Source organism: Allobranchiibius huperziae, from assembly GCF_013410455.1.
GTDB classification, from domain to species: Bacteria; Actinomycetota; Actinomycetes; order Actinomycetales; family Dermatophilaceae; genus Allobranchiibius; species Allobranchiibius huperziae.
This window is the reverse complement of the sequence record NZ_JACCFW010000001.1, coordinates 949,035-973,505: the sequence shown is the minus strand read 5'-3', so window position 1 is coordinate 973,505 and position 24,471 is coordinate 949,035. Positions and strand designations below refer to the sequence as shown.

The following is a 24,471-nucleotide window of genomic DNA, read 5'->3' as shown; positions in this document are numbered from 1 at the left end:
AGCGGAGAACTTCGTGGGGTGATCAGACATCGGACTTCAGGGACTCCTTGATCGGGATCTCGGGCAGCACGCGCAACCGGCGCGGCACGGAATAGTCCGGCAGCCGCGCGTTGCACCACGCGAGGAGGTCGGCTTCGGTGGCGTCGCCCGAGAGCACGACCTGCGCGGTGACGACGTTGCCGACCAGGGGCGCGCGACGGCCCTTCACAGCCGCCCAGGCGACTGCCGGGTGCGCGAGCAGCACGGCGCGTACGCCGGACGCGGAGGCCTTGGAGCCGCCGACATTGATCTCATCGGAGGCGATCCGGCCGGTGATCAGGACCCGGTCGCCCACGATCTCCGCGCGGTCACCGGTGTGGATCTGTGCGTCCATCCCCTCGGCGGCCTTGGCCGAGGCGATGACTAGCTCACCGTCCTGCACGCTCAGCCGGGGTCGTCCGGGGGTCTCTCGGTCGAGCCAAGCGGTCGGGAATCCGGCTTGCCCGTCGTGCACCGCGATGGCCGCCCCCGCCTCGGAGGAGGCGTAGATCCATGAGATCCGCGCGTCCGGGTAGACCTCGTGCAGTCGGTCGAGGATGGCCTGGTCGACGGGCTCGCCGCCGAGCGTGACCTGTCGCAGCGGCACCCTGGAGAGGGTGTCGACCGCACGGAAGATGGCCTGGCGCCAGAACGTCGGGGTGCCGGACGCGGCGGTGACGCCGTGCTGCTCCGCGAGCGCGGGCCACGCGTCGATCTCGTCCGGTTCGACGAAGACCACGTCCTGACCCGGCACCTGGATCGAGAGGGTGACGACCTGCCACCAGGCGTACGCGCCGGTCGCGTAGGGGCACAGCCAAGTACGTGGCGGTTGATCGGTGCCGACGGTGGTGAGGGAGTCCAGGGTGTGCGCGACCTGCTTGGGCCGCCCCGTGGACCCGCTGGTCAGCAGCCAGATGCGGCCGGGTTCGGCCGGTCGGTCGAGCAGTGCCGGCTGCACGTCCGGCGGTCGTACGACGGCCAGCCCGAACTCGCGGAACCCCTGCTCCTGCTCGGCGCCGATGCGCGAGCGCGCGGCCACCAGCGTCTCGCGGCGGTCCGCGTGCAGCACGTGCTGCCAGACGGCCCGGATCGCTTCGGTGTTGTCGGCGACCAGGAAGGCCGCCGCGTCTGGCAGGTCGGGTGCCTCGTCGATGTCACGCCACCGGCCGACGTACCCACGGGAGACGACGCGGTTGTCCGCGCCGGCAGACAGGCGCTCGCTCACGCCTGCTGCAGCTGGTCGATGAAGGTGAGGACGTCCCCCACCGTCTCGATCGACCGCAGACCGGGAGCGTCGAAGTTCAGCTCCTCGTCCAACTCGTCCTCGACACGCAGCGCCAACTCGGAGAAATCCAGGGAGCGAAAGCCGATGGTCTCCAGCAGCGCGCCGTCCTCGGCGGGAAGTTCCTTGCCCTGCGCGGCGAGGACCTCGCCCATCATGCTGCGGACCTGGTCACGGGGAAGGGTGGTCATGGCGATGTAGTCTAGACATCCGTCCGCCACCCGTGATCCGCCCTAGACCAGCCCTGCCGGAGGCTCGATGCTGCGCCCTGCCACCGAGGTGGACAAGGAGTCCGTGCGCACCTGGCGCAACCATCCCGCAGTGCGATCCGTGTCCTTGACGCGAGGGGTCATCAGCCCGCAGGAGCACGACCGCTACTGGGCTGCACTGCAGGACGATCCCTCCCGCATCGTGCTGATGTACGAGCGCGGCGATACGCCGTCCGGCGTCGTGACGTTCTTCGACATCGAGCAGGAGTCCGGGGAGCGCCGGGCCATGTGGGGCTACTACCTGGACAACGCGGGACTCGAAGCGCGCGGCGAGCTCCTTCCGGCCTGGATCCAGATCCAGCGCGAGGCGGTGCGCTACGCGTTCGGCGAGCTGGGTCTGGAGCAGCTCGACGGCGAGGTCCTGGACGCCAACGAGGCGGTCCGCAGGATGAACACCCGCAACGGTTTCGAGGAGATCTCGGCGACCGAGCACACCATCGATGGAGAACGCGTGCTCGTGCACACCATCCGACGCAGGAGGCAGCCCAATGACCGTGACAAGTGACCGCACGACCGCGACGAACGTCCGCATCGGCGACCGCGAGATCGGCCCCGACCAGCCGCCGTTCATCATCGCCGAGATGTCCGGCAACCACGACGGCTCCCTGGACAAGGCCCTGGACATCGTCCGGATGGTCGCCGCGTCGGGTGCGCACGCGCTGAAGTTGCAGACCTACACGCCGGAGACCATCACCATCCAGTCCGACGCCCCCGACTTCCGACTGTCGCAGGGGCACGAGCTGTGGGGCGGGCGCACCCTGTGGGACCTGTACGTCGAGGCCCACACCCCGTTCGAGTGGCACGAGCCGATCTTCGCCGAGGCGCGCAAGCACGGCCTGACCGTCTTCTCCTCCCCCTTCGACCCGACCGCCATCGATCTGCTGGAGTCGCTGGACACCCCGGCGTACAAGATCGCGAGCTCGGAGATCGTCGACCTGCCGCTGATCCGGCTGGCCGCCAGCAAGGGCAAGCCGATCATCATCTCCACCGGCATGGCGTCGGTCGGGGAGATCTACGCCGCCGTCCAGGCTGCCCGCAGCACGGGCAACGACCAGATCGTCGTGCTCGCGTGCACCGCGAACTACCCGGCGGACCCGGCGGAGTCCAACCTGCGCGGCATCCCGGTCATGCGTGACACCTTCGGCGCCCTGGTCGGCTACTCCGACCACACCATCGGCATCGGCGCGCCGATCGCCGCGGTGGCGCTCGGCGCCGTCGTCGTGGAGAAGCACGTGACCCTCTCGCGCGAGGGAGGCGGCGTCGACTCGGCGTTCTCCTCCGAGCCCGACGAGCTGGCAGCACTGGTCAGCCAGACCGAGATCGCGTGGAAGTGCCTGGGGCAGCCGCGCATCGGCGCACGTCAGCAGGAGAAGGAGGGGCTGCGTTTCCGCCGTTCCCTCTACGTGGTCCAGGACGTGAAGGCCGGCGAGGCCGTGACGGCGGACAACGTGCGGTCCATCCGCCCGGCGAACGGTCTGCCGCCGGACGACTTCGACTCCGTCGTGGGGCGCACCTTCACCCGCGACGTCGCCCGGGGCACCGCGCTCTCGCTGGACCTGATCTAACCGCCGGTGTCCAGTCCGCTCCTGTCGGTCGTCGTCCCCTACTACGGCGTCGAGAACTACATCGCGCCATGCCTGGAGTCCATCCGGGTGCAGCGCCTGCAGGACATCGAGGTCATCCTCGTCGACGACGGCTCCCCCGACGCCAGTGTCGAGGTGGCACGCGAGTACGCCGAGCGCGATCAGCGCTTCCGGATCGTCACCCAGGAGAACGCCGGCCTCGGGCCCGCGCGCAACACCGGCACCCGGAACGCGACCGGGCGCTACCTGACCTTCATCGACAGCGACGACCTGGTGAGCCGTTCCAGTTTCGAGCTGATGGTGTCCTCGCTGGAGCGCAGCGGCTCCTCGTTCGCGCTCAGCAACGCGCGACGCTTCAGCCGCACCTCCGGAGTGCGGCAGAGCTGGACCCACGGGGGGATCTGCAAGCACACCGTCGCGGGCACCGACATCTTCGACCGACCGGGGCTGGTCGGCGACCGGATGGTGTGGAACAAGGTCTACCGCCGCAGCTTCTGGGACGAGTACGGCTATGAGTTCCCGGCCATCCGCTACGAGGACTACCCCGTCACGCTGGGCGCCCATCTGGACGCCGTCACCGTCGACATCATCTCCGCGCACGGGTACTACTGGCGCGAAAGGGAATCCGGGGATTCCATCACCCAGCAGGTGTTCCGTTACGACAACCTGCTGGACCGGGTGATCTCGGCCGAGATGGTCCTCGACCTGGCCGACCGCAAGGGCACGCCCAAGATCCGAGAGACCCTGCACTGGTATCTGGCCGGGATCGACCTGGCCGCGCTGTGTGCGGCGTTCGCCGTGGTGCCCGACGAGGACGTCGACGCCCTGCTGCAACTCGGCCACCGGCTCACCTCCCGGCTGAGATTCGACATCGCCTCCCGGCCACGCATCGACCAGATCCAGTACCACGCGCTGCGCGCCTCGGACGTCCCGCTGCTGCGCGAACTCGCCCGCTTCCGCGACGACGGCGGACTGGTCGGCGGCGTGCCGCTGCGCCGGTCGTGGCGCACGCCCTGGCGGTACGCCGCGGCCTACCCGGGCCACGACCGCTCCACCGCGCCCGAGCGCACCTACTCCTACCCCTTGACCGCCCTGAAACTGGCCACCGCCGTCACGCATCTGCGTTGGGACGGTGACGATCTGGTCATCCAGGGTCGGGTCGAGCTGGAGCACTTCCCCGATGCGCCGGACTACGAGCTCGGGGTGAGCGCGGTGTGCGGCCTGGCGCGCTACCCGCTGGAGGTGACCCGGCGGCGCACCCGCAACCTGCGCGGCGGGGTGAGCGAGGTCGGGTTCGAGACCCGCGTCGACGTCGCCCACCTGGCGAAACGCTCGGACATGGTCTGGCCGCTGCGCTTCGAGGTCGACCTGACGAACGGCGGGATCCACCGGGTCGGCATGCTGAAGAACCTGTACGACGGCAGCGCGCGCTACGCGCCGTCGCACCGGCTGGGCGAGGATGCACTCCTGCAACCGTCGGCGTCGCAGGGCGGCGTCCTCGCGGTGTTCCGCGTCTACGCGCCCACGACCGTGACCGAGGTGCGTGCCGAGGGCACCGACCTGGTCATCGAGGGGTCGATCCCGGACCGTTCCGCCGTCGCCTCACTGGAGATCGGCCGCGCCCGGCCGCTGCCGCCGGCGTCCTTCCCTGCAGAGCTGCGCCAGCACCATGGCCGGACCGACTTCACGGTGCGGGTCCCGGCGGCACAGGTGCTCGAGGGCGACCACGCCGACGATCCGTTCACCCAGACGTCCGTGCGATCGGTGGAACTCATCACCGATATCGGGCCGGTCCCGCTGTCCTGGCCGGATCACGCGCGCAACGTGGCCGTCGAGGTGGCCGACGAGCTGGTGAGCCTCACCCGCACGCCGTTCGGGCTGATGCGTCTGACCCACGGTCCGGCGCGCCCGTCCGCGTACCTGGTGCTGCCTCGCGACGGCGAGGTGGTCGTGCACGGCGTCGTGTGGCAGGGAGTGCCGGTCAGCGGGATGGCGTGGCGCAGGTATCTGCCGGGAAGTGACGACTTCGTCGAGGTCGCCTGCGAATACGAGGTCACCGCAGGCGGATTCACGGCTACCTGTGAATCGGCGCTCCTGATCCCGCTCGTGGACGAACCGGTCGTCCCCGGGGCACCGGCCGCGGACTGGACGCTGTTCGCGCACATCGAGGGCGGCGACTTCCCCGTGGCCTGCGAGCCCGGCGCGGCGAGCCTGCTCCCACACGAACTGCAGGTCGCGGGTCGACTGTTCACGCTGACCACCAACGCCGAGACCGTCCGCGCGCAGGTGCGCTGATGCACCCGGACAATCACCGCTTCGGCCACGCGCAGATCCTCGCGGTCTACGCCGACCCCGAGCACGACGACCTCGACCCGTGGAGTCCGCCGAGCATCCGTGGGCAGGTGCAGGCCGAATGGGATCTCACGGGACGGGCGTCGGGTGCGCACGACGGCCTGCCGGTGTTCGTCTGGAGCGACGCAGCACGTCGTCGGCGGATGGCGGCCGGCCAGACTCCAGGGTTCGCGCTCGGCGCGCCGTGGGCGTATCTGCAGACCCTGGAACGGGATTCGTTCCGCACCCCGGAGGAGCTGGAGTTGCGCGAGGAGGAGCCGCCTGCCCCCGTGGCGCCCCGGGGCGTCGTCTTCCTCCCCACCCACGGCATCCAGGGTCAGCACCTCGCTCGCCGACTCGCCGTGCATCTGCAGCACGTCGCAGGATCGGCGACCGTCGGTCTGTCACCGGCCGACGACGCCGTCCCCGCGCTGCGGGCCGCCTACACAGACCTCGGTCACGACATCGTCCCGCTCGGGCCGACGCAGGACGAGCCGGGCACGGACGAACCGCGCTACCTGGTCCGGCTGCGGGATCTCTTCGCACGCCACGAACGGGTCATTGCGAACGCACCCCGCGCGGAGCTGCTCTTCGCCGCCGCGTCGCGATTCCCTGTCGCGCTGGAGGGACCCGCTGTCGGTGAGCAGGACCCGGTCCTGACCGGCCTCGGACGGTGGATGGCGACACTGGACGACACCGGCTGGCGGGAGTACGCCGACCGCGAACTGGGCGCCGCGCACGTGGTGACCCCCGAAGAACTGCGCACCCTCCTGGATTGGAACCACCGTGACTGATGTCATCGAGGGCGCCCTGCGCGCCGTACACGACCAGCCGGTCATCTCCGGACCGGTCCTGCTCGATCTCCTGAGCGACGTTCTCCCGCAGTCTGATTCGCTTCTCGTCGTCGGAGCCACCGACTCTGCCCTGCTGCCCGCACTGTGGGCCCAGGGGCGCTCGGTGACGGTGTTGGTGCGCTCGCACGACGACGCGGGCCGGATTGCCGCTGATGCGCCGGGCAACGTGCGGGTCGTGGCCGGCGCGCTCGCGGCGTTCGCGTCGGGTGAAGGGGCGTCGTACGACGCGGTCGTCGCCGTCGACGGACTCGACCGCACCGGTGCCCTGGACGGCACCCCGACGACCTGGTCGCAGTCGCTGCGTCTGCTCTGCGGGCAGCTGCGGCCGGGCGGGACGCTCGTGATCGGCGCCCGCAACCCGGCTCGACTCGATGAACTGCTCAGCGTGCCGAGCGCACGGGACGCGGCCGAGCGCGAGCTGGAGGCGGCCGGGCACGATCACTCCCGCCCGGCGTCCGTCCACGCTCTGGAGTCCTCTCTCGCGGCCGAGGGTTTCCCGATCGCGAGCGTGCACTGCGGTTTCGGCGATCCGCGCGACCTGCGCACCCTGGTCTCCGTCCGCGCCCTCGCCGATGGTGGACCGGGCACGGTCATCACGTCGGTCGTGCAGCGCGCCCTGGATCAGGCCGACGGCCAACGGATCCTGTCGGCCGCCGCACTGGTGCACCGTCTGTCGCTGGCCGGTTCGCTCTCCGCCGCGGCTGCGGGCTGGATCGCCGTCGTGGGTGGGCGTGGCAGGTCCGCCTACCTGCGCGCCGGTGACGACGCCGTCTGGCTCGACCGGTCGACCGACGGGCTGGTCACCGGGGGGCACGACACCCGTGATCTTCCTGCGACGCTGCCGACGTCCAGCACGGTGGAACACCTGCTGCTGCAGCAGGTCGCGCTCGCGCAGACCGAGGAGTTCCGATCGCTCGCTGCACGGCTGGGATCCTGGATACGCGAATCTGCGGCGTCCTTCGCGACGATGTCGGTCTACTTCGACCAGATCCATCCCGTCGGCGACGGCTTCGCGCCCGGCCTGAGTCTCGACCACCGACCGACGCCGGGGTCGTCCGCGTCGTCGGCCGTTCTGCTCGACCGCGCATGGCGCCGGTTCGCGCACCGGTTGCGGGAGGCCGGGCATGAGAACCCCTGGCCCGCCACGCTCTCGACCGACCAGCTCGTCGAGCTGTGGCTCGGGATGTCCGGGGTGACGGAGCCGGTGCTGGACGGAGAGGCGCCCCCGCTACCCCCGGCACCGGAGGATCTGCGCTCGACGCTGGAGAGGGCACACCGCGACCAGGATCTGGTGGCGACGATGCGTTCTGAACTCGATACCACGACAAGGGTGCTCGCAGATCGCGACACCGCACTGCAGCTGCGCGAGGCACGGATCCGCGGGCTGCGACGGGACCTGCTGGACGAGGTCGAGAAACGCGACGAGGCTGTCGCGGCGACTGCGGCGCTCACGGCGGGCCGCACCTACCGGCTCGCACGCCGCGCGAGCCAGGTGGCCGACCTGCGGGACCCCAAGAAGCTCGCGCGGGTCGCGCTCAAGCGGGCCGACGGAGCCATCCGTGCCTACCGCCGGATGCGCTGACCAGCGCGTTCGTTTCGCGGCGGTGTCTTGCCTTCGTGAGGGCGCCGCGCGGTCCCTTATCGGCAGGTCCGGGGCTGCCGCTGTCGCTCGTGGTCCGGAAGCGGTGCCGTGCTCGGGTTTCAGGCGGCTTCGACCGATTGCTGGGGCGCGCGGCGCGTACGACGGCGCCGCGCGGTCCCTTGCGGCCCGTGCGTGCGACTGCCGCGTCAGGGACGCAGGTTGCCGCCGAACTTGCGGATCGGGTTGATGATCGCGGCGCCTGCCCGGTAGGTGATGGAGCGGCGCAGGTCCTCGGCCGAATCCTGCAGGATGCGCTGTTGCTTGACCGCGAGCTCCAGCTCCTTGCGGTGCCGCTCGGCACGCGCGCGCATCTCTCGCTCGCGCACGTTGAGGCGCTCCTCGAACCAACGCGAACGCGATGCCAGCGCCTCGTTGGTCTCGGTGAGCCGCTCGACCACGGCCAGAAGGCCGGACACGTCGTGTGCGGGCAGACCGGCCGTCTCGTCCGCGGCTGCAAGGAGACCTTCCGGTACGCCGTCCGCCGGCAGACCGACCATCGCGCCCAGAGTGGCCAGCATCGTGGTGTCGTCGGTTGCGGCCGGCCACGGGTGACGGGAGCCGCGCGCCCGGATGACCAGCACCAGGTCGGCGAGCGCGGCCCAGGTCGCCTCGTCCAACGGACGGTCGTCCTCGGCCGGCGCGAGCGCCTGGAAACCGTCGTCGTCCAGCATGACGTTGTCGACCCGCGTGTCGGCCACGTCGCGCGACAGCACACCGTCCGTGGCGTTGGCGACCAGCCACGCCCGGTAGCGCACCAGCAGCGCGCGCAACCCGGCGACGTCTTGCGCGGCGCACGCGTCGAGGGCTGTGCCTGACAGTGATTCGGCACTTGCACTGACCGGCACGATGGCATCGGAGGCGCCCGGCACGCGGCGCAGCACCTGACCGTCGACGTCGGTGTAGGTCGCGACCCGGCCGGCCGGGTCGTCGGCCAGGATGCCCGCACCGGCGTACGCCTGCACCGGGGTCGGCCCGGTGATCAGGATCCAGCCCGAGCACAAATGGGGAAGGCGGCCGGACAACACCGCGGCGCGGGTCATCCGGGTCGGGTCGGCGCCGACGCGTCGGTACGCCGGCGACCCGAGGGTGAGCGCGCCGAGCAGGGTGGTCAGCTCGGGTGACAGCTCGTCGATTCCGCTGACGAGCACGGTCTGCTCCTGCCAGATGGGCAGCGCACCGAGCACCTGCACCGATCCCGTGTCGCCGTCGGCCACATCGATCAACGCCTGAAGGGACCGCGGCCGGCTGGCGTCGAACGTCGCCGTGACCGACCAGTCCTCGTCGTGGTCGCTGGTGTACCGCGAGTGCAGGCTGGTGATGCGCTGCAGACCCAGCTCGTTCTCCACACCGAGCAGCAACCTGCCGCCGGGGGCGACGAGTCGGCGTACGGCGTCGTAGACCTGCGCCCACGTCATCGGCTCGCTCTCCGGCGACCACACGCGGGTGACGTCGTCGAGGGCCACGACCAGGTCGTAGGGCTCGGGCTGCTCCAGCAGGGTCGCGGCACTCGCGCACTGCACGTCGACCGACTCATGCTCCAGCAGCGCGTTGCCGATGGTCACCGCGTCGGGGATGGAACGGGTGATGACACTGAGGTGGGCCACCTGCGACGCGATGCCGGTGATGACGTCGAGCGAGTGGGGACCGACCACGGCGACCCGCTGCCCGGGCCGCACCAACTCCTGCACCACTGCGCGCTGGGCCGCGCTGGCGCCCGCCGGGTGGTGCTCCAGATCGGACCAGTTCTGCATGGCCCCGGGGCCGAGCTGCACGTTGTGCGGACGGCTGGTGCCGCCCGCGGGGATGGCCGTGGTGGTCATGCGGTCACAACTTCCTGTTCGATCGCCTCGGTCAACGCCCATTCGTCCTGCCAGCCGAACACCTCGCGCAGCTCCTCCGGCGACATCATCGCGTCCCGTCCGAGCTCGCGGTCCGCGATCTGGCGGGCCACCGCGGCATCGGTGTGCTTGCCGTGCAGGTCGTGGAAGGTCCACTCCAGCAGCTGCTCGCCGTTGAAGCCGTCCTTGACCCCGATGAACTCCATCGGGTCGCCGTAGACGGCCGGCTCCAGGCCGAGCGCTGCGCCGTAGAACGTCGCCGTGGACAGCCGGTTGGACGCCACCCGGGTGTGCCGGCGCAGCTCCCGCAGCTGACGGTGCAGGAAGTCGTGGTTGCCGCCGGTCCAGAACGTGCCGCGCTTGCCGTGGCAGATGACGCGGAAGCCCGCGTCCTCGTACTTGGCCCGGATCTGCGGCTGCTCGTACTCCACGTAGTACAGACACATGGTGACCGGGCCGGGCTCGGTCTCCTTGATCTCCGCGATCAGTCGGTCGTGATCGCCGGTCACGCCCTCGTAGTCGGCGGTGCCGTGGAACGGGTACCAGATGGTGCCCTCCGGCTCCGGCGCGTCCGGCTCGGGCGCCAGCATGCCGTCGAGGTAGAGGAAGGGGCTGCCGGTCACGACGTAGTCACGCCAGCCGATGGCCTGTCCGCGGCGCCGGCAGACGTCCGACCACACGAAGCGCGCGAAACCCTTCGGCGGGTTGTGCCCGTAGCCGAAGCCGTGCACGAAGGTCCACCCGTGCTGCAGGATCCCGTTGATGCGAGGCGGATTGGTCCCGTCGAGGCCGCAGTACGCCGCGAAGATGTGGGCGTGCCCGTACCAGTGGTTGCTGGAGTCCATGTCAGGCGAATTTATCCCATGACAACACGTGCGCGAGCACGGCAGGCGGCAGAGTCAGTTCGAGCCCGAGCTCGGAGCGGGCGACGTCCTGCGCGTCGCGGTCGGGGACGTGCGCCTGGTGCAGCACCGGGAACAGCCGCTGCTGGCGTTCCATCCCCCCGAGGACCGCGTGGTCTCCGTCGAGGACCATCGGGTCGCCGTACACGCCGATCGACAGTCCGAGCGACGCGGCGTAGAGCAGGGCGGACCCCATCCGGTTGCTGACGGCGCGCCGGTGACTGCGCAGCTCGAGCAGCTGCCGGTCCAGGAAGTCGTCGTCGCCGCCGACGTACATGTGCCCGCGCCGACCGTGGGTGATGACCCGGAAGCCCGCGTCCTCGTAGACCCGCCGGACGGCGGGCTTCTCGTGGTCGTTCCAGTAGAGGCACGCGGTCAGCGGCACCTCGCCCTCGACACGGCGGATCTCGGCGGCGTACGCCGCGTGGTCGCCGACGATGCGCTGCCCCTCCCACCCGTGGAACGGATAGACGATCGTGCCGCGCGCGTCAGGATCGACGGTGCTCGAACTACGCTGCTGCAGCAGCAGATACGCCCACGGTGAGCCGATGACGACGTAGTCGTGCTCTCCCAGTGAGCGCCCGCGGCGCGCGACCGAGTGCGACCAGACGAACTTCGGGTAGCCGGGCACGAACTCGTGGCCCACCGCGAACCCGTCGTGGGTGTTCCAGCCGTGCTGCAGGTATCCCCAGATGGTCGGAGGATGCTCCAGTCCGCAGTACCGGGCGAGGATCTGGGCGTGCCCGTAGAAGACGTTGGCGTGGTGCATGCAGGCCTCAGACGCCGACGAACCCGCGCACCAGCTCGATGACCCGGTCGACGTCGTCGTCCCGCAGGTCGGAGAACATCGGCAGGCTGAGCTCCTGCTCGGAGTAGGTCTCGGCCACCGGGCACATGCCGCGCCGGTAGCCGCGGTCCTCGAAGTACGGCTGCCAGTGCACGGGGATGTAGTTGACCTGCACCAGGATGCCCTCGGAGCGCAGGTGGTCGAAGAGCTCGCGCCGGCGACCATCCTGGATCCGCAGCGGGTAGAGGTGCCACATCGGGTCGGCCTCGGGGCGGTGCCCGGGCAGCCGCAGCTCCTCGATGCCCGCCAGCCCCGCGTTGTAGCGGTCCGCGATCTGCTGACGACGGGTCTTGAACTGCTGCAACCGCTTCAGCTGGTTGGAGCCGAGGGCGGCGAGGACGTCGGGCAGTCGGTAGTTCAGGCCGAGGTCGGAGATCTCGTAGTACCAGCCGCCGGGCGACTCGTGCCGCAGCTGCGCCTCGTCGCGCACCATCCCGATGCCCTTGAACCGGCGAGCGCGATCGGTGACGTCCTGGTCGAGCGCGACCACGGCGCCGCCCTCGGCCGTGGTGAGGTTCTTGGTGGGGAAGAAGGAGAACGTGGTCACGTCCGACATCGAGCCGACCGGTACGCCGTCCAGCGCTCCCCCGATGCTGTGCGCGGCGTCCTGCAGCAGCAGGGCACCGGCGTCATGCGCGACCTTCGACAGCGCGGGCGCGTCGATGGGATGACCGCCGAAGTCGACACCGGCGATGACCTTGGTCCGCCCGGTGACCGCCGCCTGCGCGGCCTCGGGGTCCAGGTTGCCGGTGTCCTCCGACACGTCCGCGAAGACCACGTCGGCGCCCTGCCAGATCGCACAGGTCGCGGTGGCCAGGAAGGTCAGCGGCGTGGTGACGACCTCGTCGCCGGCGCCGACCCCGATCCCGGCGTACGCCGTGTGCAGCGCGGCCGTGCCCGAGCTCACCGCGACGGCAGACCCGCTCACCCCCGCGACGCGCGCGATGTCGTCCTCGAACCGGGTGACGGCCGGACCGGTGGTCAGCCAGTCGCCGCGCAGCACCTGCGCGACGGCCTCGATGTCCGACTCGTCGATCGACTGACGTCCGTAGGGGACGACCATCAAATCCCTGATTCCAGGACCTTGCGGATGTCCTCGGCGGAGTACCACAGGTCGTTCTTGTCCGAGGAGCAGTGGAAGCCCTCGGGGACGGGGACGGCGTCCTTGATCGGCTGGTAGCCCCAGGTGCCGAGCTCGGGTTCGAGGACGTAGTACTTGCCGTCCATCACGATGACCGCGCGACGACCCTCTTCGGGGCTGATCATCTCCTCGTGCAGCTTCTCGCCGGGCCGCAGACCGATGTCGTGCATCTTCGCGCCGGGCGCGACGGCCTGGGCGAGGTCGGTGACCATGTGCGAGGGGATGTGCGGCACGACCAGCTCGCCGCCCTGCATCATGTCGAACGTGTCGAGCACCATCTGTACGGCGTCCGGCAGGGTGATCAGGAAGCGCGTGCAGCGCAGGTCGGTGATCGGCAGCGACTCCCCCGCGGCGTGCAGCGCACGGAACTTCGGGATGATCGAGCCGCGCGAGCCGGTGACGTTGCCGTAGCGCACCACGGCGAACCGGCTGGGGTACGCCGCCGCGTAGTGGTTGCCGAGGATGAAGAGCTTGTCGGCGGTCAGCTTCGTCGCGCCGTAGAGGTTGATCGGGCTGGAGGCCTTGTCCGTCGAGAGCGCGACGACCTTCTGCACACCGGAGTCGATGGCGGCCTCGACGACGTTCTGGCTGCCGAGCACGTTGGTCTTGACGAACTCGAACGGGTTGTACTCGCCCGTGTCGACCTGCTTCAGCGCGGCGGCGTGCACCACGTAGTCCACCTGGTGCATCGCGCGCTTGAGGCGGTCCAGGTCGCGGACGTCGCCGATGAACCAGCGCAGCCGCGGGTCGTCACCGAAGAGCTGACGCGCTTCCCACTGCTTGAGCTCGTCGCGGGAGTAGATGACCACCCGCTTGGGGCCGACGTCGGCCAGCAGCCGGGTGATGAACGCCTTGCCGAAAGATCCGGTGCCACCGGTGACGAGGATGGACGAACCTTCAAGAATGCTCACTCTGGCGACTCCTGCTGCACTGACGAGGGTGGACGGGGGCGTCGGCGTGACACGACCGGCGTACCGCACCGCGATGCGGACCGCGACCGCCGCAGACCAGCGACGAGGCTAGCATTCCGGGTCCGGGAGACCGCACGACGAAGGAGCAGGCAACGGCATGTCGCGACACGGGGGCGCGCGCGTCGCGCTGCGGTGCGACGCAGGCCCGACGCTCGGTGTCGGCCATGCCATGCGGTGCGTCGCGCTGGGCGAGGAGCTGACGGCCCGCGGTCACGAGGTGCTGCTGTGGGGCGACCTGGGAGACATCGGCTGGCTGCAGGCCCTGGTGGCCGCGCACGGGTACGCCGTGGTGCCGGCACCCGGCGACCCCTCCGGGTGCGCGCGGGAGGCGGACGCGCTCGGCCTGGACGCAGTGGTCCTGGACGGTTACCACCTCGACCCGGGCATCGGCAGGGCGCTCGCAGAGCCCTCCCGGCGACTTCTCACCCTGGTGGACTACGACTTCGGGGTGCGACAACACGCCGACGTCTACGTCGACCAGAACCTCGGGGCCGTCCCGCACCCCGGCCTGCCCTCCGGTGCGATCGTCCTGGCGGGCATCGAGTACGCGCTCTTCAGGGACACCGTCCGCGACCGTCGCCGAGCGACCCCGCGCGCCCCGGGCCGACCCGTGCGCGTGGTCGCCGTCTTCGGGGGCACGGACGCGTTCGGCGCGGCACCGGTCGTCGTACCCGCCCTGCTCGCGACCGGGGAGCCCGTGGAGGTGACCGTCGTGGCGGCCCGTCCCGAGAGTGTCGATGCGGTGCGAGCGATGCCGACCGCGGCAGGGCAGACCGTCCGGGTCGTGGCGCCCGATCCGGACTTCGGGGCGCTGGTGGCCGATGCGGACCTCGTTCTCAGCGCGTCGGGGAGCTCGGTGTGGGAGCTGCTCTGCATGGGCGTCCCCGCGGCGGTCGTGTGCGTCGTGGACAACCAGGAGGCGGGCTACCGCCAGGGCCTGGACCGCGGCGTCCTCGCCGGCCTCGGTCACCTCGGCAGGTTCGACGCCGCAGCGGCCACCGCCACTCTCGCCGAGCTCGTCACCGACGCGTCGCGCCGTGAGGGGTACGCGGCGCGGGGCCAGGCCCTGGTGGACGGTGCCGGGCGCGAGCGGGTTGCAGACGCCCTCCTCCCGTGAGGCCACGACCTGCCCGCGTCGTGAGGGCGGGCCTGCCGTGGTGTCCCGCGATCGTCGCGCTGCTCGGATCCGGCGCCCTGGCGACCGCGACCGGCGTCCCGGTCCAGGACACCGTGCGATTCGCCGCTGCGGTCGGCTGGTCGATCCTGCTGCCCGGCGTGCTGCTCCTGCGCCTGCTGCTCCCGCGGCCCCGGGCCCTCCCGCAGGAGTTCGCCACCGGCTTCGTGGTCGGTCTCGGCATGCAGCTCCTCGCCTGGGGCCCTTTCGTCGCCGCCGGCGTCGGCGGCTGGCTGATCCTCTATCCGCTGCCACTGGTCGCCGCCGCCGCCCTGGTGCCGCGGCTCCGCGCACGGCTGCGCGGGCCCGCGTACGCCGCACGCATGCCGACCGGTGTCGCCTGGGCCCTGTGCGCGGCGTACCTGCTCGCGCTGCTGCGCCTCTGGGCCACCGTGCTGCGGCACACCCCCCTTCCGCCGTCCACCGGACGGTGGTACCCCGATCTGTACTGGCACCTGTCCATCAGCGCGGAGGCGATGCACCACGCTCCCCCGCAGGTACCGCAGGTCAGCGGCCAGCCACTGCTCTACCACTGGTTCGCCAACGCGCAGATGGCCGCCGACGCGCTCGTAGCGCGGATCGACGTCCTCGAGGTGGCGGCCCGGCTCTGGTACCTGCCGGTGTACGCCGCCACGCTCCTGCTGACCTACCTGTTGACGGCCCGCCTCGCCCGCTCGCCACGGGCGGGTCTCCTGGCCGTGGCGCTGCTGGTCGTCCCCTCCGCGCTGACACCCGTGACCTGGGTGCCCGCCCTCGCGACGGACGCACTCCTGCCCCTGTCCCCCTCCCAGGTCTTCGGACTGCCCGTCCTGTTGGCACTGCTGGGCACCTCGGTGCACCTCGTCCGCGCGCCCGGCATGCGCGCCGTTCCAATGGGCGAATGGGTGTTGCTGGCCCTCTTCGCCGCACTGGCCGCGGGCGCGAAGTCCTCCATCCTGCCCACCGTCCTCGTGGCGGCGCTGGTGACGGGGGCGATCCGATGGTGGCGCGAGCGTGCCGTCCACCGACCGACGCTGATGCTCGCCGCCGTGCTGCTCGTGGTGCTGGTGCCCGCCTCGCGGTTCCTGGCCGGCGGCAGCGCGGGCTCGACGCCGGGGCTCCTGACCGGTGCCGATGAGCTGACCGCCCTTAAACGGGCGATCGCACAGCACCACGCACACCCGCACGTCGTCACCGGTCTGGACCTGCGCGTGCTCGCGGTCCTCCTGTCGGCCGTGGTGCTCATCCAGTTCAGCGGCGTGCTGCTCGCCTGGCCGCTTCGCCGGGACCCTGGCGCGGTGCTGCTCGCGGCGAGCTGCGCGGCCGGTTTCGCCGGGCTCATGCTGGTGCACCACCCCGGCGGGTCGCAGCTGTACTTCATGCGCGGCGTGCTCCCGCTCGTGGCGGTGCTCACCTCCTGGGGCGCGACCCACGTGCTGCGGCGGACCGCGGCGGGCGCGGTCTCGATCGCCCTCTCGGCCGTCGCCGGCCTGGCCGCGTGGGCACTGGTGGCCGTGGTCGCGGCCGTGGCGGGGCGTCACCGGGGAGCCCACGTGGGCACGCTGCCGCTCGCCGTCGCCCTGCTGGTGCTCGCGGCCGGCGCGCTGGCCTGCCTCCTCGTCGTACGCCGTTCGCCACGCCGCCTCGGGGTGGCGGCCGTCGCGCTCCTCGCGGCGATCCTGGTGCCGAGCACGGTGGACGCGGCCCGCGCCGGCGCCGCGGACGCGACATCGCCCGCGTCGTCCGCACGGTTGTCCGCAGCCGAGATCGCGGGCACCACCTGGCTGAGGACGCACACGCCCGCGCGCGACGTGGTCGCGACCGACGTGCACTGCCTGAGCGGGCCGACCCGAACGGCCTGCGACGCGCGGGCGTTCTGGGTCACCGGGCTCGGCGAGCGCCAGGCGTACGTGGAGTCGTGGGGCTACACCGACCAGGCGGCGGCCGCCGCGAGCAACCACCCCGGCCGCCATATCAACTACACGCACACCGCGTTCTTCGACCCGGCGCGGTTGCGTCGCAACGACAGCGCATTCACCGCGCCGACCCCCGCCCTGCTCGCCCGGATGTACGCCGACGGGGTGCGCGTGCTCTTCGCCGACACCTCCGCCGGGCCGGTGTCGGCGTCCCTGCGGACCCTGGCACGCCCCGTCTTCCGCGACGGCACCGTATCGATCTACCTGCTGCGCCCGGCGCGTTAGCCTCGGACCAGCGTCTACTCGTCGTACTCCCCTGCACCGGAAGGCTCCCCGTGACCCGCACCAGAGTGGTCGTCCAGTCGCGCCTCAATTCCTCGCGACTGCCCGGCAAGGCCCTGATGACCATCGGTGGGATGCCTCTGGTCGAGCTGGTCGCGCGGCGGGCCAGTCGCAGTGGTCACGAGGTCGTGGTCGCCACCAGCGACGAGCACTACGACACCCGGATCTCCGAGCACCTGAAGGCCGTCGGGGTCCCGGTGATGCGGGGCGAACTCGACGACGTGCTCGGCAGGTTCGTGCACGCCACCGCCGACCTCGACCCGGACGACCGGGTGGTGCGCCTGACGGGCGACAACCCCGTGATGGACGCCGACGTCATCGACGAGCTGCTGACCGCGATGGACGCGTCCGGGGACGCGTACGGCCGCGTCGACATCGACGTGGTCCCCGAGGGTCTGGGTGCCGAGGGATTCCTGGTGCGCGACCTGCGCCGCGCCGCCGAGGCGACACAGGACCCGTACGACCGTGAGCACGTGACGCCCTGGTTGCGCCGCCACCTCGGGGAGCTGCTCTTCGCTCCCGTGGCCAACCCTGGTGATCCGAAACGCTTCCGATGCACGGTGGACACGCTGGACGACTTCGACCGGGCCAGCCGCCTCTTCGCCCAGGTGGACGATCCGGTCGCAGCCACGTGGACCCAGCTCATGGAGCTCCTGGCGCAGGAGGTCCGCGCCGCGGGAGTCAGTGTCCCAGAGCGCGATTCAGCTCTCGGCCTGAGTTCGTTCGTCTATGGCGGAAGCCGGTTGGCCGAGTCGTCGGCGCCCGAGACCCGGGTGATGCTGTCGGACGCGGTGGCCCGAGGCGTCACCCACGTGGAGGTCGGACGCGCCGACGGCGCCGCCGAGGCAGTGCTGCGCGCCTGCGCCGATCCTCAGCTGGTGCAACGGATGAAGGTGATCAGCAGGTTGCACCCGCTCGAAGGTGGGGGCGCCGCGGCGGCCGAGGCCGGACTGGAGCGCTCGTTCGCGACCATCGGTCGGCGCACGGCCTCCGCGGTCGTGGTCGACGGCCTGGTCGACGCCGGGCCCCAGGTCTGGGCGCGCCTCACTCGCTACCGCGACGAGGGCACGGTCGCCGCGATCGGCGTGAGTGTCGGCTCGGCAGAGGAAGGTCGAGAAGCTCTGTCCTTGAGAGGAATCGGCCTTCTCGAGGTGCCCCTGAGTCCTGAGTCGCCGTTGCCGGAGGATCTGCGGACGACCGCCCGCAGGGCACGCGTCGAGCTGCTGGCCCGCAGCATCTACGCCGGTGGGCGGCTGGTCGCCGATCCGCGGATCGCGGCCCTGGCCGATGAACTCGGTCGAGACGGTGCCGATGACCTGCTGATGGCGTACGCACTCGGCCACCCCGAGGTCTCCGCGGTCGCCGTCGGCTCGCTCGACCGCGCGCAGCTTCGCCGCAACCTCGACCTGTCTGCACGGAAACCGTTGTCGCTCAGCGAGATCCTGCAGGTCGACGAGCGGATGCGGGCGGCATGACCCCCGGCGACGTCCTCGCCGGCCTGTTGCGGTCGGACCCCACGTCACCCCGGATCACCTGTTACGACGACGGCACCGGGGAGCGCATCGAGCTGTCGGGCAAGGTGCTCGTCAACTGGGTCTCCAAAGCGGCGAACCTGCTGCAGGACGAGCTGGACGTCGGCCCGGGCGCGACCGTGGCCCTGCACCTTCCGGCCGACCACTGGCGCACCTACTACTGGGCCCTCGCCGCGTGGTCCGTGGGGGCGCACGTCATCACCACCGACGGGCCGAGCGACGTCGCCGTGGCGCAGGCGGCCGTCGCGTCCGGTGACACCCAGATCGTCGTCACCCTGGCGGCGCTGGCGCGGCAAGCCACGGCCGACGTACCCGCCGGCGGCATCGACGAGGCACGCGAGCTGTCCTCGTACGGCGACGTCTTCGTCGCCTACCGCGCCCCCGCCGACGCCGACCCCGCGCTGGACGACACGTCGTATGCCGATCTGGTCGCCGTCGGGGGTGCGCTGCGCCGACGGGTGCTGGTCACCGGCGACCTCGGTGACGCCCTGCGCGACGCGCTGGCGGTCTGGGCCGACGACGGCTCGGTGCTCCTCCTGCGCGACGTACGACCCGAGGACGTCGACCGGCGTCTGGCCACCGAAGGAGCCGAGGCCCGCCCATGAGCACACCGTCCCTGCCCGCACCCCGCACTCCTGAGCCGTCCGAGGCCCCCACGCTGCGATGGGGCATCAGCTCCACCGGCGGTATCGCCGCGTCGATGGCAGACACGCTGCGTCGGCACACCCGCCAGGAGGTCGTGGCCGTCAGCTCGCGGTCTCAGGCGTCCGCCGACCGCTTCGCGGCCGCCTGGGAGATCCCGCGCGCTCACGAGGGTCTCGACGCGATGCTGGCCGACGACTCGATCGACATCGTCTACATCGCCTCACCGCACTCCCAGCACCACGCGGACGCGATGGCTGCTCTGCGCGCCGGCAAGCATGTGCTGGTCGAGAAGGCCTTCACCCGCGACGCCGCGCAGGCGCGGGAGGTGCTCGACACCGCCCGCGCGGCGAATCTGATCGCACTGGAGGCCATGTGGACCCGTTTCCTCCCCGGCTCCGATGTCATCCGGCAACTGCTGGAGGACGGCGCCCTCGGTGAGGTGCGGACGGTGCTGGCCGACCACGGCCAGTGGTTCGCACCCGACCCCACGCACCGGCTCTACGCGCCCGAACTCGCCGGTGGGGCCCTGCTCGACCTGGGTGTCTACCCTCTCTCGTTCGCCGACTTCGCGCTGCCCGGCGTGGAGCGCGAGCTGACCGCGAGCGGCGACCTCACCGACACCGGCGTCGACCGGCAGGTCACGATGACGCTGCGCAGCGGCGCGGCGTACGCCGCCCTCAGCACCACCCTGGCGGCACGTACGCCGACCACCGCCTCGATCAGCGGCACCCTGGCCCGGGTCGAACTGGAGCCCGACTTCTACCTGCCGACCCGGATCACGCTGATCTCCCGCGACGGTGAGCGCGCGTCGTACGACGGCGGGCGCATCCGCGGTCACCAGGCCATGGCCTATGAGGCCGCGCACCTCGCCCACCTGGTCGCCGACGGTGCGAGCGAGTCGCCGCTGCTGCCGCCCTCCGCCACCCTGCGGGTGATGACGTTGCTGGATCGGGCACGCGCCGACGTGGGAGTCGTCTACCCCGGCGAGGGCGACCGGTAAGGTCCGGCGAATGGACAAAGTCGTCTCCTCAGCCGCGCGCGCCGTCGACGGCGTGGTCAGCGGGAGTTCGATCGCCGTCGGCGGATTCGGGCTCTGCGGGATCCCCAGCGTGCTCATCGCCGAACTGCTCGCGAAGGGCGTGACCGATCTGTCGGTCGTCTCCAACAACTGCGGAGTCGACGACTGGGGGTTGGGCATCCTGTTGCGGGAGAAGCGGATCCGACGGATGACGGCGTCGTACGTCGGAGAGAACAAGGAGTTCGCCCGGCAGTACCTCGAAGGCGAGCTGGAGGTCGAGCTCACCCCCCAGGGCACGCTCGCGGAGAAGCTGCGCGCGGGCGGCGCGGGGATCCCGGCGTTCTACACCGCGACCGGCGTCGGCACCCAGGTCGCGGACGGCGGCATGCCGTGGCGGTACGACGCCGAGGGCAACATCGCGGTCGCGTCACCGCCGAAGGAGACCCGGCACTTCGAGGTCGACGGCGAATCCCGCACGTTCGTGCTCGAGGAGGCGATCGTCACCGACGTGGCCCTGGTGCGCGCGCGGCGCGGCGACCGGCACGGCAACCTCGTCTTCCACGAGAGCGCCCGCAACTTCAACCCGCTGGCCGCGATGGCCGGCCGGCACACGATCGCCGAGGTGGAGGAGCTGGTCGAGCCCGGCGAGATCGCCCCGGACGACGTGCACCTGCCCGGCATCTACGTGCACCGCGTCCTCGCGCTCACGCCCGAGCAGGCGGACGACAAACGCATCGAGAAGCGCACGGTCCAGGAGGCAGGTCGCTGATGGCACTCACCCGCGAACAGATGGCCGCGCGCGCCGCCCGCGAGCTGTCCGACGGCGACTACGTCAACCTCGGGATCGGGCTGCCCACCCTGGTGCCCAACTACGTCGACGACCACACCGAGCTGGTGCTCCAGTCCGAGAACGGCGTCCTCGGCGTCGGTGCCTATCCCGTCGCCGGGCAGGAGGACCCGGACCTGATCAACGCCGGCAAGGAGACGATCACGCTGCGGCGCGGCGCGTCCATCTTCGACTCCGCGACCAGCTTCGGGATGATCCGCGGCGGCAAGGTCGACGCGGCGATCCTCGGCGCCATGCAGGTCTCCGCGGGCGGAGACATCGCCAACTGGATGATCCCCGGCAAGATGGTGAAGGGCATGGGCGGGGCCATGGACCTGGTGCACGGGGCCAAGAAGGTCATCGTGCTCATGGAGCACGTGGCCCGCGACGGATCGCCGAAGATCCTGCCCGAGTGCACGCTGCCCCTTACCGGCAAGGGCGTGGTGCAACGCATCATCACCGACCTCGCGGTCATCGACGTGACGCCGGGTGGCCTCGTGCTGATCGAGCTCGCGCCCGGGGTGAGCGAGGACGACGTACGCGCCGCGACCGCGGCCCCGCTCGCCCGCGCCTGAGGCTCAGTCGGCCTTGTAGCCGGGGGCCTCGCGGTCGCGCCGGTTGTAGAGCGCGTCCACCGCGTTGCGCTCGGCCGGCGGGATCCACGGCACCCCGAGGAGGTCCTCCATGTACTGCTGCATGATCTCCTCCATCGACCCGTCGGCGACCATGTGGCCCTCCTTCAGGTAGATGCCGCGGGTGCAGAAGCGCAGCAGGTCTCCCTCCGAGTGGGACACGAGGAAGAGGGTGCGTCCCTGTTCGAGCAGGCCCTCCATCCGTTGGTAGCACTTGTCGCGGAAGGCCGCGTCTCCGACGGCCAGCACCTCGTCGACCAGGATGATCGGCTCGTCGAGACAGGTGATCACGGCGAAGCCGAGCCGCACCTGCATACCGGAAGAGAAGTGCCGGTAGGGCAGGTCGAGGCCCGACCGGACCTTGGGCCCGGCGAAGTCGACGATGTCGTCGAAGCGCTCGTCGATTTCATCCTTGCTCATGCCGTGCAGGCCGCCGGTGAGGTAGATGTTCTCCCGCGCCGACAGTTCGCCGATGAAACCGCCGGTCAACTCGATCAACGGCGCGACACCGTCGCGGACGTTGACGTCGCCTTCGTCGGGCAGCAGCGTGCCGGCGATCATCTTCAGCAGGGTCGACTTGCCGCCCCCGTTGCTGCCGACCAGCCCGACCGCCTCACCGCGGCCCACCTGGAAGGAGATGTTCTTCAGTGCCCAGAACGTCTCCTTCTTGTGGCTCGTGCGCCGTTGGAAGACGATCTCCCGCATCGACAGATTGCGCTTGCGTCCGGTCAGGAACTCGATGCCCAGGTTGTCGACGGTGATGACGGGCTCGCCCACCGACGACTTCCACTTGACCTTCTCGGCAGAGGGAAGGGACACCTCAGATCTCCTTCAGGATGGGTTTTTCGAGACGGCGGAAGACCCACATGCCGAGGATCAGCCACGCCACACTGATGACGGTGCCGTAGAGCCAGATGTGGTACGGGGGTGTCTCTCGCACCAGCATCCCTTCCCGATAGAGGTCGTTGACCGCCGAGAGCGGATTGAATTCCAGGATCCGGGCGATGATCTTCAGCGACGGGTCGCTGTTGCCGCGTTGGTGCAGGTAGTTCAGGGAGTACACGATCGGCGTGAAGTAGAAGCCGATCCGCAGCACGATCCGCACGATACGCACGAAGTCGTCGACGAGGGCGGTCACCGGGGCCATGACGAGGCCGATTCCGATGCACAGGACCAGCTCCAGCACCAGCGCGGGTAGCCAGAACACGAGCTTCCAGTTGAGGATGACCGCGTGATCGACGTAGCGGAAATACAGCATGAACGCGATCAGGATCGGCAGCGACAGCAGGTGCTCGATTCCCTTGGACAGCACGACCCGGATGACCCACAGCTCGCGCGGCAGGTTGGTCGATCGCACCAGCAGCCGCTCGGCGTAGAGGGCACGCGCCGTCTCGTTGACCGAGTTGCTGAACCAGTTCCAGGCCAGCACACCGGAGACCATGAAGAGCACGAACGGGATGTGGTCGCTACGTCCCTCCTGGCGCGGGTTGTTACCGATCTGGTAGATCACCCCGAAAACGAACCAGTACACCAGCGTCATCGACAGCGGGTCGATCAAGGTCCAGAGGTAGCCGAGCGCGCTGCGCGCATAACGGATCCGCAGGTCCCGCTTGACCAGCGTCCAGAGCACCGCGCGGTGATCGACGATGCGCTGGAGGCGTTGCGCGAACGACATGAGTTCCTTTGCTGATCTGTCTGTCCGGAAGGACCGGCTGATTGCTGGGAGTCAGGCTACCGGGGTGTTGCTGGACATCCGCTGGACGTCGTCGGTAAGCCGCACCCTGCTGGTGAGGAAACCCCACCCCCAGGACAAGTGCATGGTGGCGAGCACACCGGGCACCAGTACCCGGACAGCGCGCGCCGAACCGCGGGAGATCGCGAGGCCGCCGACGGTGACGCCACCGGCGTACGCCGCGGGGATGACCCACAGCGGACGCCTCACCAGGCCGCCGACCGTACCGATCGCGATGGCCGCGAGCGCGACCGGGGGCGCGAGGTAGCGGGCGTTGATCGAGCCCTGGTGCTCCCGCGCGACGACCCTGCGCCAGCGGCCGTACTCGCGGTACTGCCGCGACAGGGCCCGGAAGCTGCCCCGTGGCCGGTAGGTGACGCGCAGGTCGGGGGTGAACCACACCACGCCGCCCTGCCGTCGGATGCGGAAGTTCATCTCCCAGTCCTGCGCGCGGATGTAGCGCCGGTCGTAGCCGCCGACCTTGCGCAGCCAGTCACCCCGGAAGACCCCGAGGTAGACGGTGTCGGCCGGCCCCGCGGCGCCGCCCTGCTTGAACTTGACGCCACCGACGCCGATCTTGCTCTTCATCGCGACCGCGACGGCCCGCTCGAAGTCGGTGGTGCCCTCGGCGTCCATGATTCCGCCCACGTTGGCGGCACCGGTGTCCTGCAGGGTCACCGCGGCTGTCTTGAGGTAACCGGGCGACAGGATCCCGTGCCCGTCGACCCGTGCCACCACGTCGTACGACGCGGCGCCGATGGCCGCGTTGAGCGCGTCGGGGGTGCGTCCGGTGGGGTTGGCGACGGTCCGCACCCGGGCGTCCGCTGCCTGCAGTCGCGCGGCGACCTCGTCGGTACGGTCCTGCGACGGGCCGAGCGCCAGGACGACCTCCAGGGGGCCGTCCCAGTCCTGCTCCAGGATCGCGCCGACCGACTCGGCCAGGTGACGTTCCTCGTTCAGGATCGGCATCACTACTGAAATTCCCTGAAATGACGGG

22 protein-coding genes are annotated in these 24,471 nt (G+C 70.6%); 12 read left to right on the top strand and 10 right to left on the bottom strand.

The window, feature by feature from the left end; genetic code table 11:
• Positions 1-22: 22 nt before the first annotated feature.
• Together HNR15_RS04625 and HNR15_RS04620 are read right to left on the bottom strand one after the other, a co-directional pair.
• The gene (locus HNR15_RS04625) at positions 23-1,243 is read right to left on the bottom strand and encodes an AMP-binding protein (RefSeq protein WP_179479527.1); all 1,221 of its coding nucleotides are present in this window, start codon (positions 1,241-1,243) and stop codon (positions 23-25) included.
• A complete protein-coding gene (locus HNR15_RS04620) occupies positions 1,240-1,491 on the bottom strand; it encodes an acyl carrier protein (RefSeq protein WP_179479525.1) in 252 nt (83 codons plus the stop codon). The genes HNR15_RS04625 and HNR15_RS04620 overlap by 4 nt, the downstream gene beginning before the upstream one ends.
• Positions 1,492-1,558: 67 nt before the next feature.
• Between HNR15_RS04620 and HNR15_RS04615 the strand changes: the two genes are divergently transcribed.
• Genes HNR15_RS04615 through HNR15_RS04595 form a run of 5 tightly spaced genes read left to right on the top strand, consistent with a single transcriptional unit; the run spans position 1,559 to position 7,919 of the window.
• On the top strand, positions 1,559-2,074 hold the full coding sequence (locus HNR15_RS04615) for a GNAT family N-acetyltransferase (RefSeq protein ID WP_179479523.1): 516 nt from the start codon (positions 1,559-1,561) through the stop codon (positions 2,072-2,074).
• Positions 2,058-3,134: a pseudaminic acid synthase gene (pseI, locus tag HNR15_RS04610; RefSeq protein ID WP_179479521.1), complete on the top strand. Its 1,077-nt coding sequence runs from the start codon at positions 2,058-2,060 to the stop codon at positions 3,132-3,134. Before HNR15_RS04615 ends, pseI begins: the two co-directional genes overlap by 17 nt.
• A gap of 6 nt (positions 3,135-3,140) precedes the next feature.
• On the top strand, positions 3,141-5,447 hold the full coding sequence (locus HNR15_RS04605) for a glycosyltransferase (RefSeq protein ID WP_179479519.1): 2,307 nt from the start codon (positions 3,141-3,143) through the stop codon (positions 5,445-5,447).
• Complete coding sequence (locus tag HNR15_RS04600; protein WP_179479517.1) at positions 5,447-6,277, top strand: hypothetical protein; 831 nt, start codon at positions 5,447-5,449, stop codon at positions 6,275-6,277. Before HNR15_RS04605 ends, HNR15_RS04600 begins: the two co-directional genes overlap by 1 nt.
• Positions 6,270-7,919, top strand: a complete 1,650-nt coding sequence (locus HNR15_RS04595) for a hypothetical protein (protein WP_179479515.1) — start codon at positions 6,270-6,272, stop codon at positions 7,917-7,919. The genes HNR15_RS04600 and HNR15_RS04595 overlap by 8 nt, the downstream gene beginning before the upstream one ends.
• A gap of 206 nt (positions 7,920-8,125) precedes the next feature.
• On the opposite strand, the gene HNR15_RS04590 is transcribed toward HNR15_RS04595, so the two are convergent.
• Genes HNR15_RS04590 through pseB form a run of 5 tightly spaced genes read right to left on the bottom strand, consistent with a single transcriptional unit; the run spans position 8,126 to position 13,618 of the window.
• The gene (locus HNR15_RS04590) at positions 8,126-9,799 is read right to left on the bottom strand and encodes a class I SAM-dependent methyltransferase (protein WP_179479513.1); all 1,674 of its coding nucleotides are present in this window, start codon (positions 9,797-9,799) and stop codon (positions 8,126-8,128) included.
• Positions 9,796-10,662 (bottom strand): hypothetical protein, encoded by an 867-nt coding sequence (locus HNR15_RS04585; protein WP_179479511.1) that lies wholly within the window; start codon positions 10,660-10,662, stop codon positions 9,796-9,798. Before HNR15_RS04585 ends, HNR15_RS04590 begins: the two co-directional genes overlap by 4 nt.
• Before the next feature lies 1 nt (position 10,663).
• A complete protein-coding gene (locus HNR15_RS04580) occupies positions 10,664-11,488 on the bottom strand; it encodes a hypothetical protein (RefSeq protein ID WP_179479509.1) in 825 nt (274 codons plus the stop codon).
• A 7-nt stretch (positions 11,489-11,495) separates the two neighbouring features.
• The gene (locus HNR15_RS04575) at positions 11,496-12,629 is read right to left on the bottom strand and encodes a DegT/DnrJ/EryC1/StrS family aminotransferase (protein WP_179479507.1); all 1,134 of its coding nucleotides are present in this window, start codon (positions 12,627-12,629) and stop codon (positions 11,496-11,498) included.
• Positions 12,629-13,618 (bottom strand): UDP-N-acetylglucosamine 4,6-dehydratase (inverting), encoded by a 990-nt coding sequence (pseB, locus tag HNR15_RS04570; RefSeq protein WP_179479505.1) that lies wholly within the window; start codon positions 13,616-13,618, stop codon positions 12,629-12,631. Before pseB ends, HNR15_RS04575 begins: the two co-directional genes overlap by 1 nt.
• Before the next feature lie 157 nt (positions 13,619-13,775).
• Between pseB and HNR15_RS04565 the strand changes: the two genes are divergently transcribed.
• The 7 genes from HNR15_RS04565 to HNR15_RS04535 are packed head-to-tail and all read left to right on the top strand — an operon-like array spanning position 13,776 to position 21,685.
• A complete protein-coding gene (locus HNR15_RS04565; RefSeq protein WP_179479503.1) occupies positions 13,776-14,795 on the top strand; it encodes a PseG/SpsG family protein in 1,020 nt (339 codons plus the stop codon).
• Positions 14,796-14,815: 20 nt separating this feature from the next.
• Positions 14,816-17,032, top strand: coding sequence for a hypothetical protein (locus HNR15_RS18770; protein WP_179479501.1), 2,217 nt, complete (start codon positions 14,816-14,818; stop codon positions 17,030-17,032).
• Positions 17,033-17,082: 50 nt separating this feature from the next.
• Positions 17,083-18,564, top strand: coding sequence for an aldo/keto reductase (locus HNR15_RS04555; RefSeq protein WP_179479499.1), 1,482 nt, complete (start codon positions 17,083-17,085; stop codon positions 18,562-18,564).
• Entirely contained in the window at positions 18,561-19,226 is a 666-nt protein-coding gene (locus HNR15_RS04550) for a TIGR03089 family protein (protein ID WP_179479497.1), read from the top strand. The genes HNR15_RS04555 and HNR15_RS04550 overlap by 4 nt, the downstream gene beginning before the upstream one ends.
• On the top strand, positions 19,223-20,266 hold the full coding sequence (locus HNR15_RS04545; RefSeq protein ID WP_179479495.1) for a Gfo/Idh/MocA family oxidoreductase: 1,044 nt from the start codon (positions 19,223-19,225) through the stop codon (positions 20,264-20,266). The genes HNR15_RS04550 and HNR15_RS04545 overlap by 4 nt, the downstream gene beginning before the upstream one ends.
• A 10-nt stretch (positions 20,267-20,276) precedes the next feature.
• A complete protein-coding gene (locus HNR15_RS04540) occupies positions 20,277-21,053 on the top strand; it encodes a CoA transferase subunit A (protein WP_179479493.1) in 777 nt (258 codons plus the stop codon).
• Complete coding sequence (locus HNR15_RS04535; protein ID WP_179479491.1) at positions 21,053-21,685, top strand: 3-oxoacid CoA-transferase subunit B; 633 nt, start codon at positions 21,053-21,055, stop codon at positions 21,683-21,685. Before HNR15_RS04540 ends, HNR15_RS04535 begins: the two co-directional genes overlap by 1 nt.
• Positions 21,686-21,688: 3 nt before the next feature.
• Here the strand turns inward: HNR15_RS04535 and HNR15_RS04530 are convergent, their stop codons facing one another.
• The 3 genes from HNR15_RS04530 to HNR15_RS04520 are packed head-to-tail and all read right to left on the bottom strand — an operon-like array spanning position 21,689 to position 24,443.
• Positions 21,689-22,561: an ABC transporter ATP-binding protein gene (locus HNR15_RS04530; RefSeq protein ID WP_233763196.1), complete on the bottom strand. Its 873-nt coding sequence runs from the start codon at positions 22,559-22,561 to the stop codon at positions 21,689-21,691.
• Between the two features lies 1 nt (position 22,562).
• Positions 22,563-23,417 (bottom strand): ABC transporter permease, encoded by an 855-nt coding sequence (locus HNR15_RS04525; RefSeq protein WP_179479489.1) that lies wholly within the window; start codon positions 23,415-23,417, stop codon positions 22,563-22,565.
• 51 nt (positions 23,418-23,468) lie between these two features.
• The gene (locus tag HNR15_RS04520) at positions 23,469-24,443 is read right to left on the bottom strand and encodes a glycosyltransferase family 2 protein (protein ID WP_179479487.1); all 975 of its coding nucleotides are present in this window, start codon (positions 24,441-24,443) and stop codon (positions 23,469-23,471) included.
• Positions 24,444-24,471 lie beyond the last annotated feature (28 nt).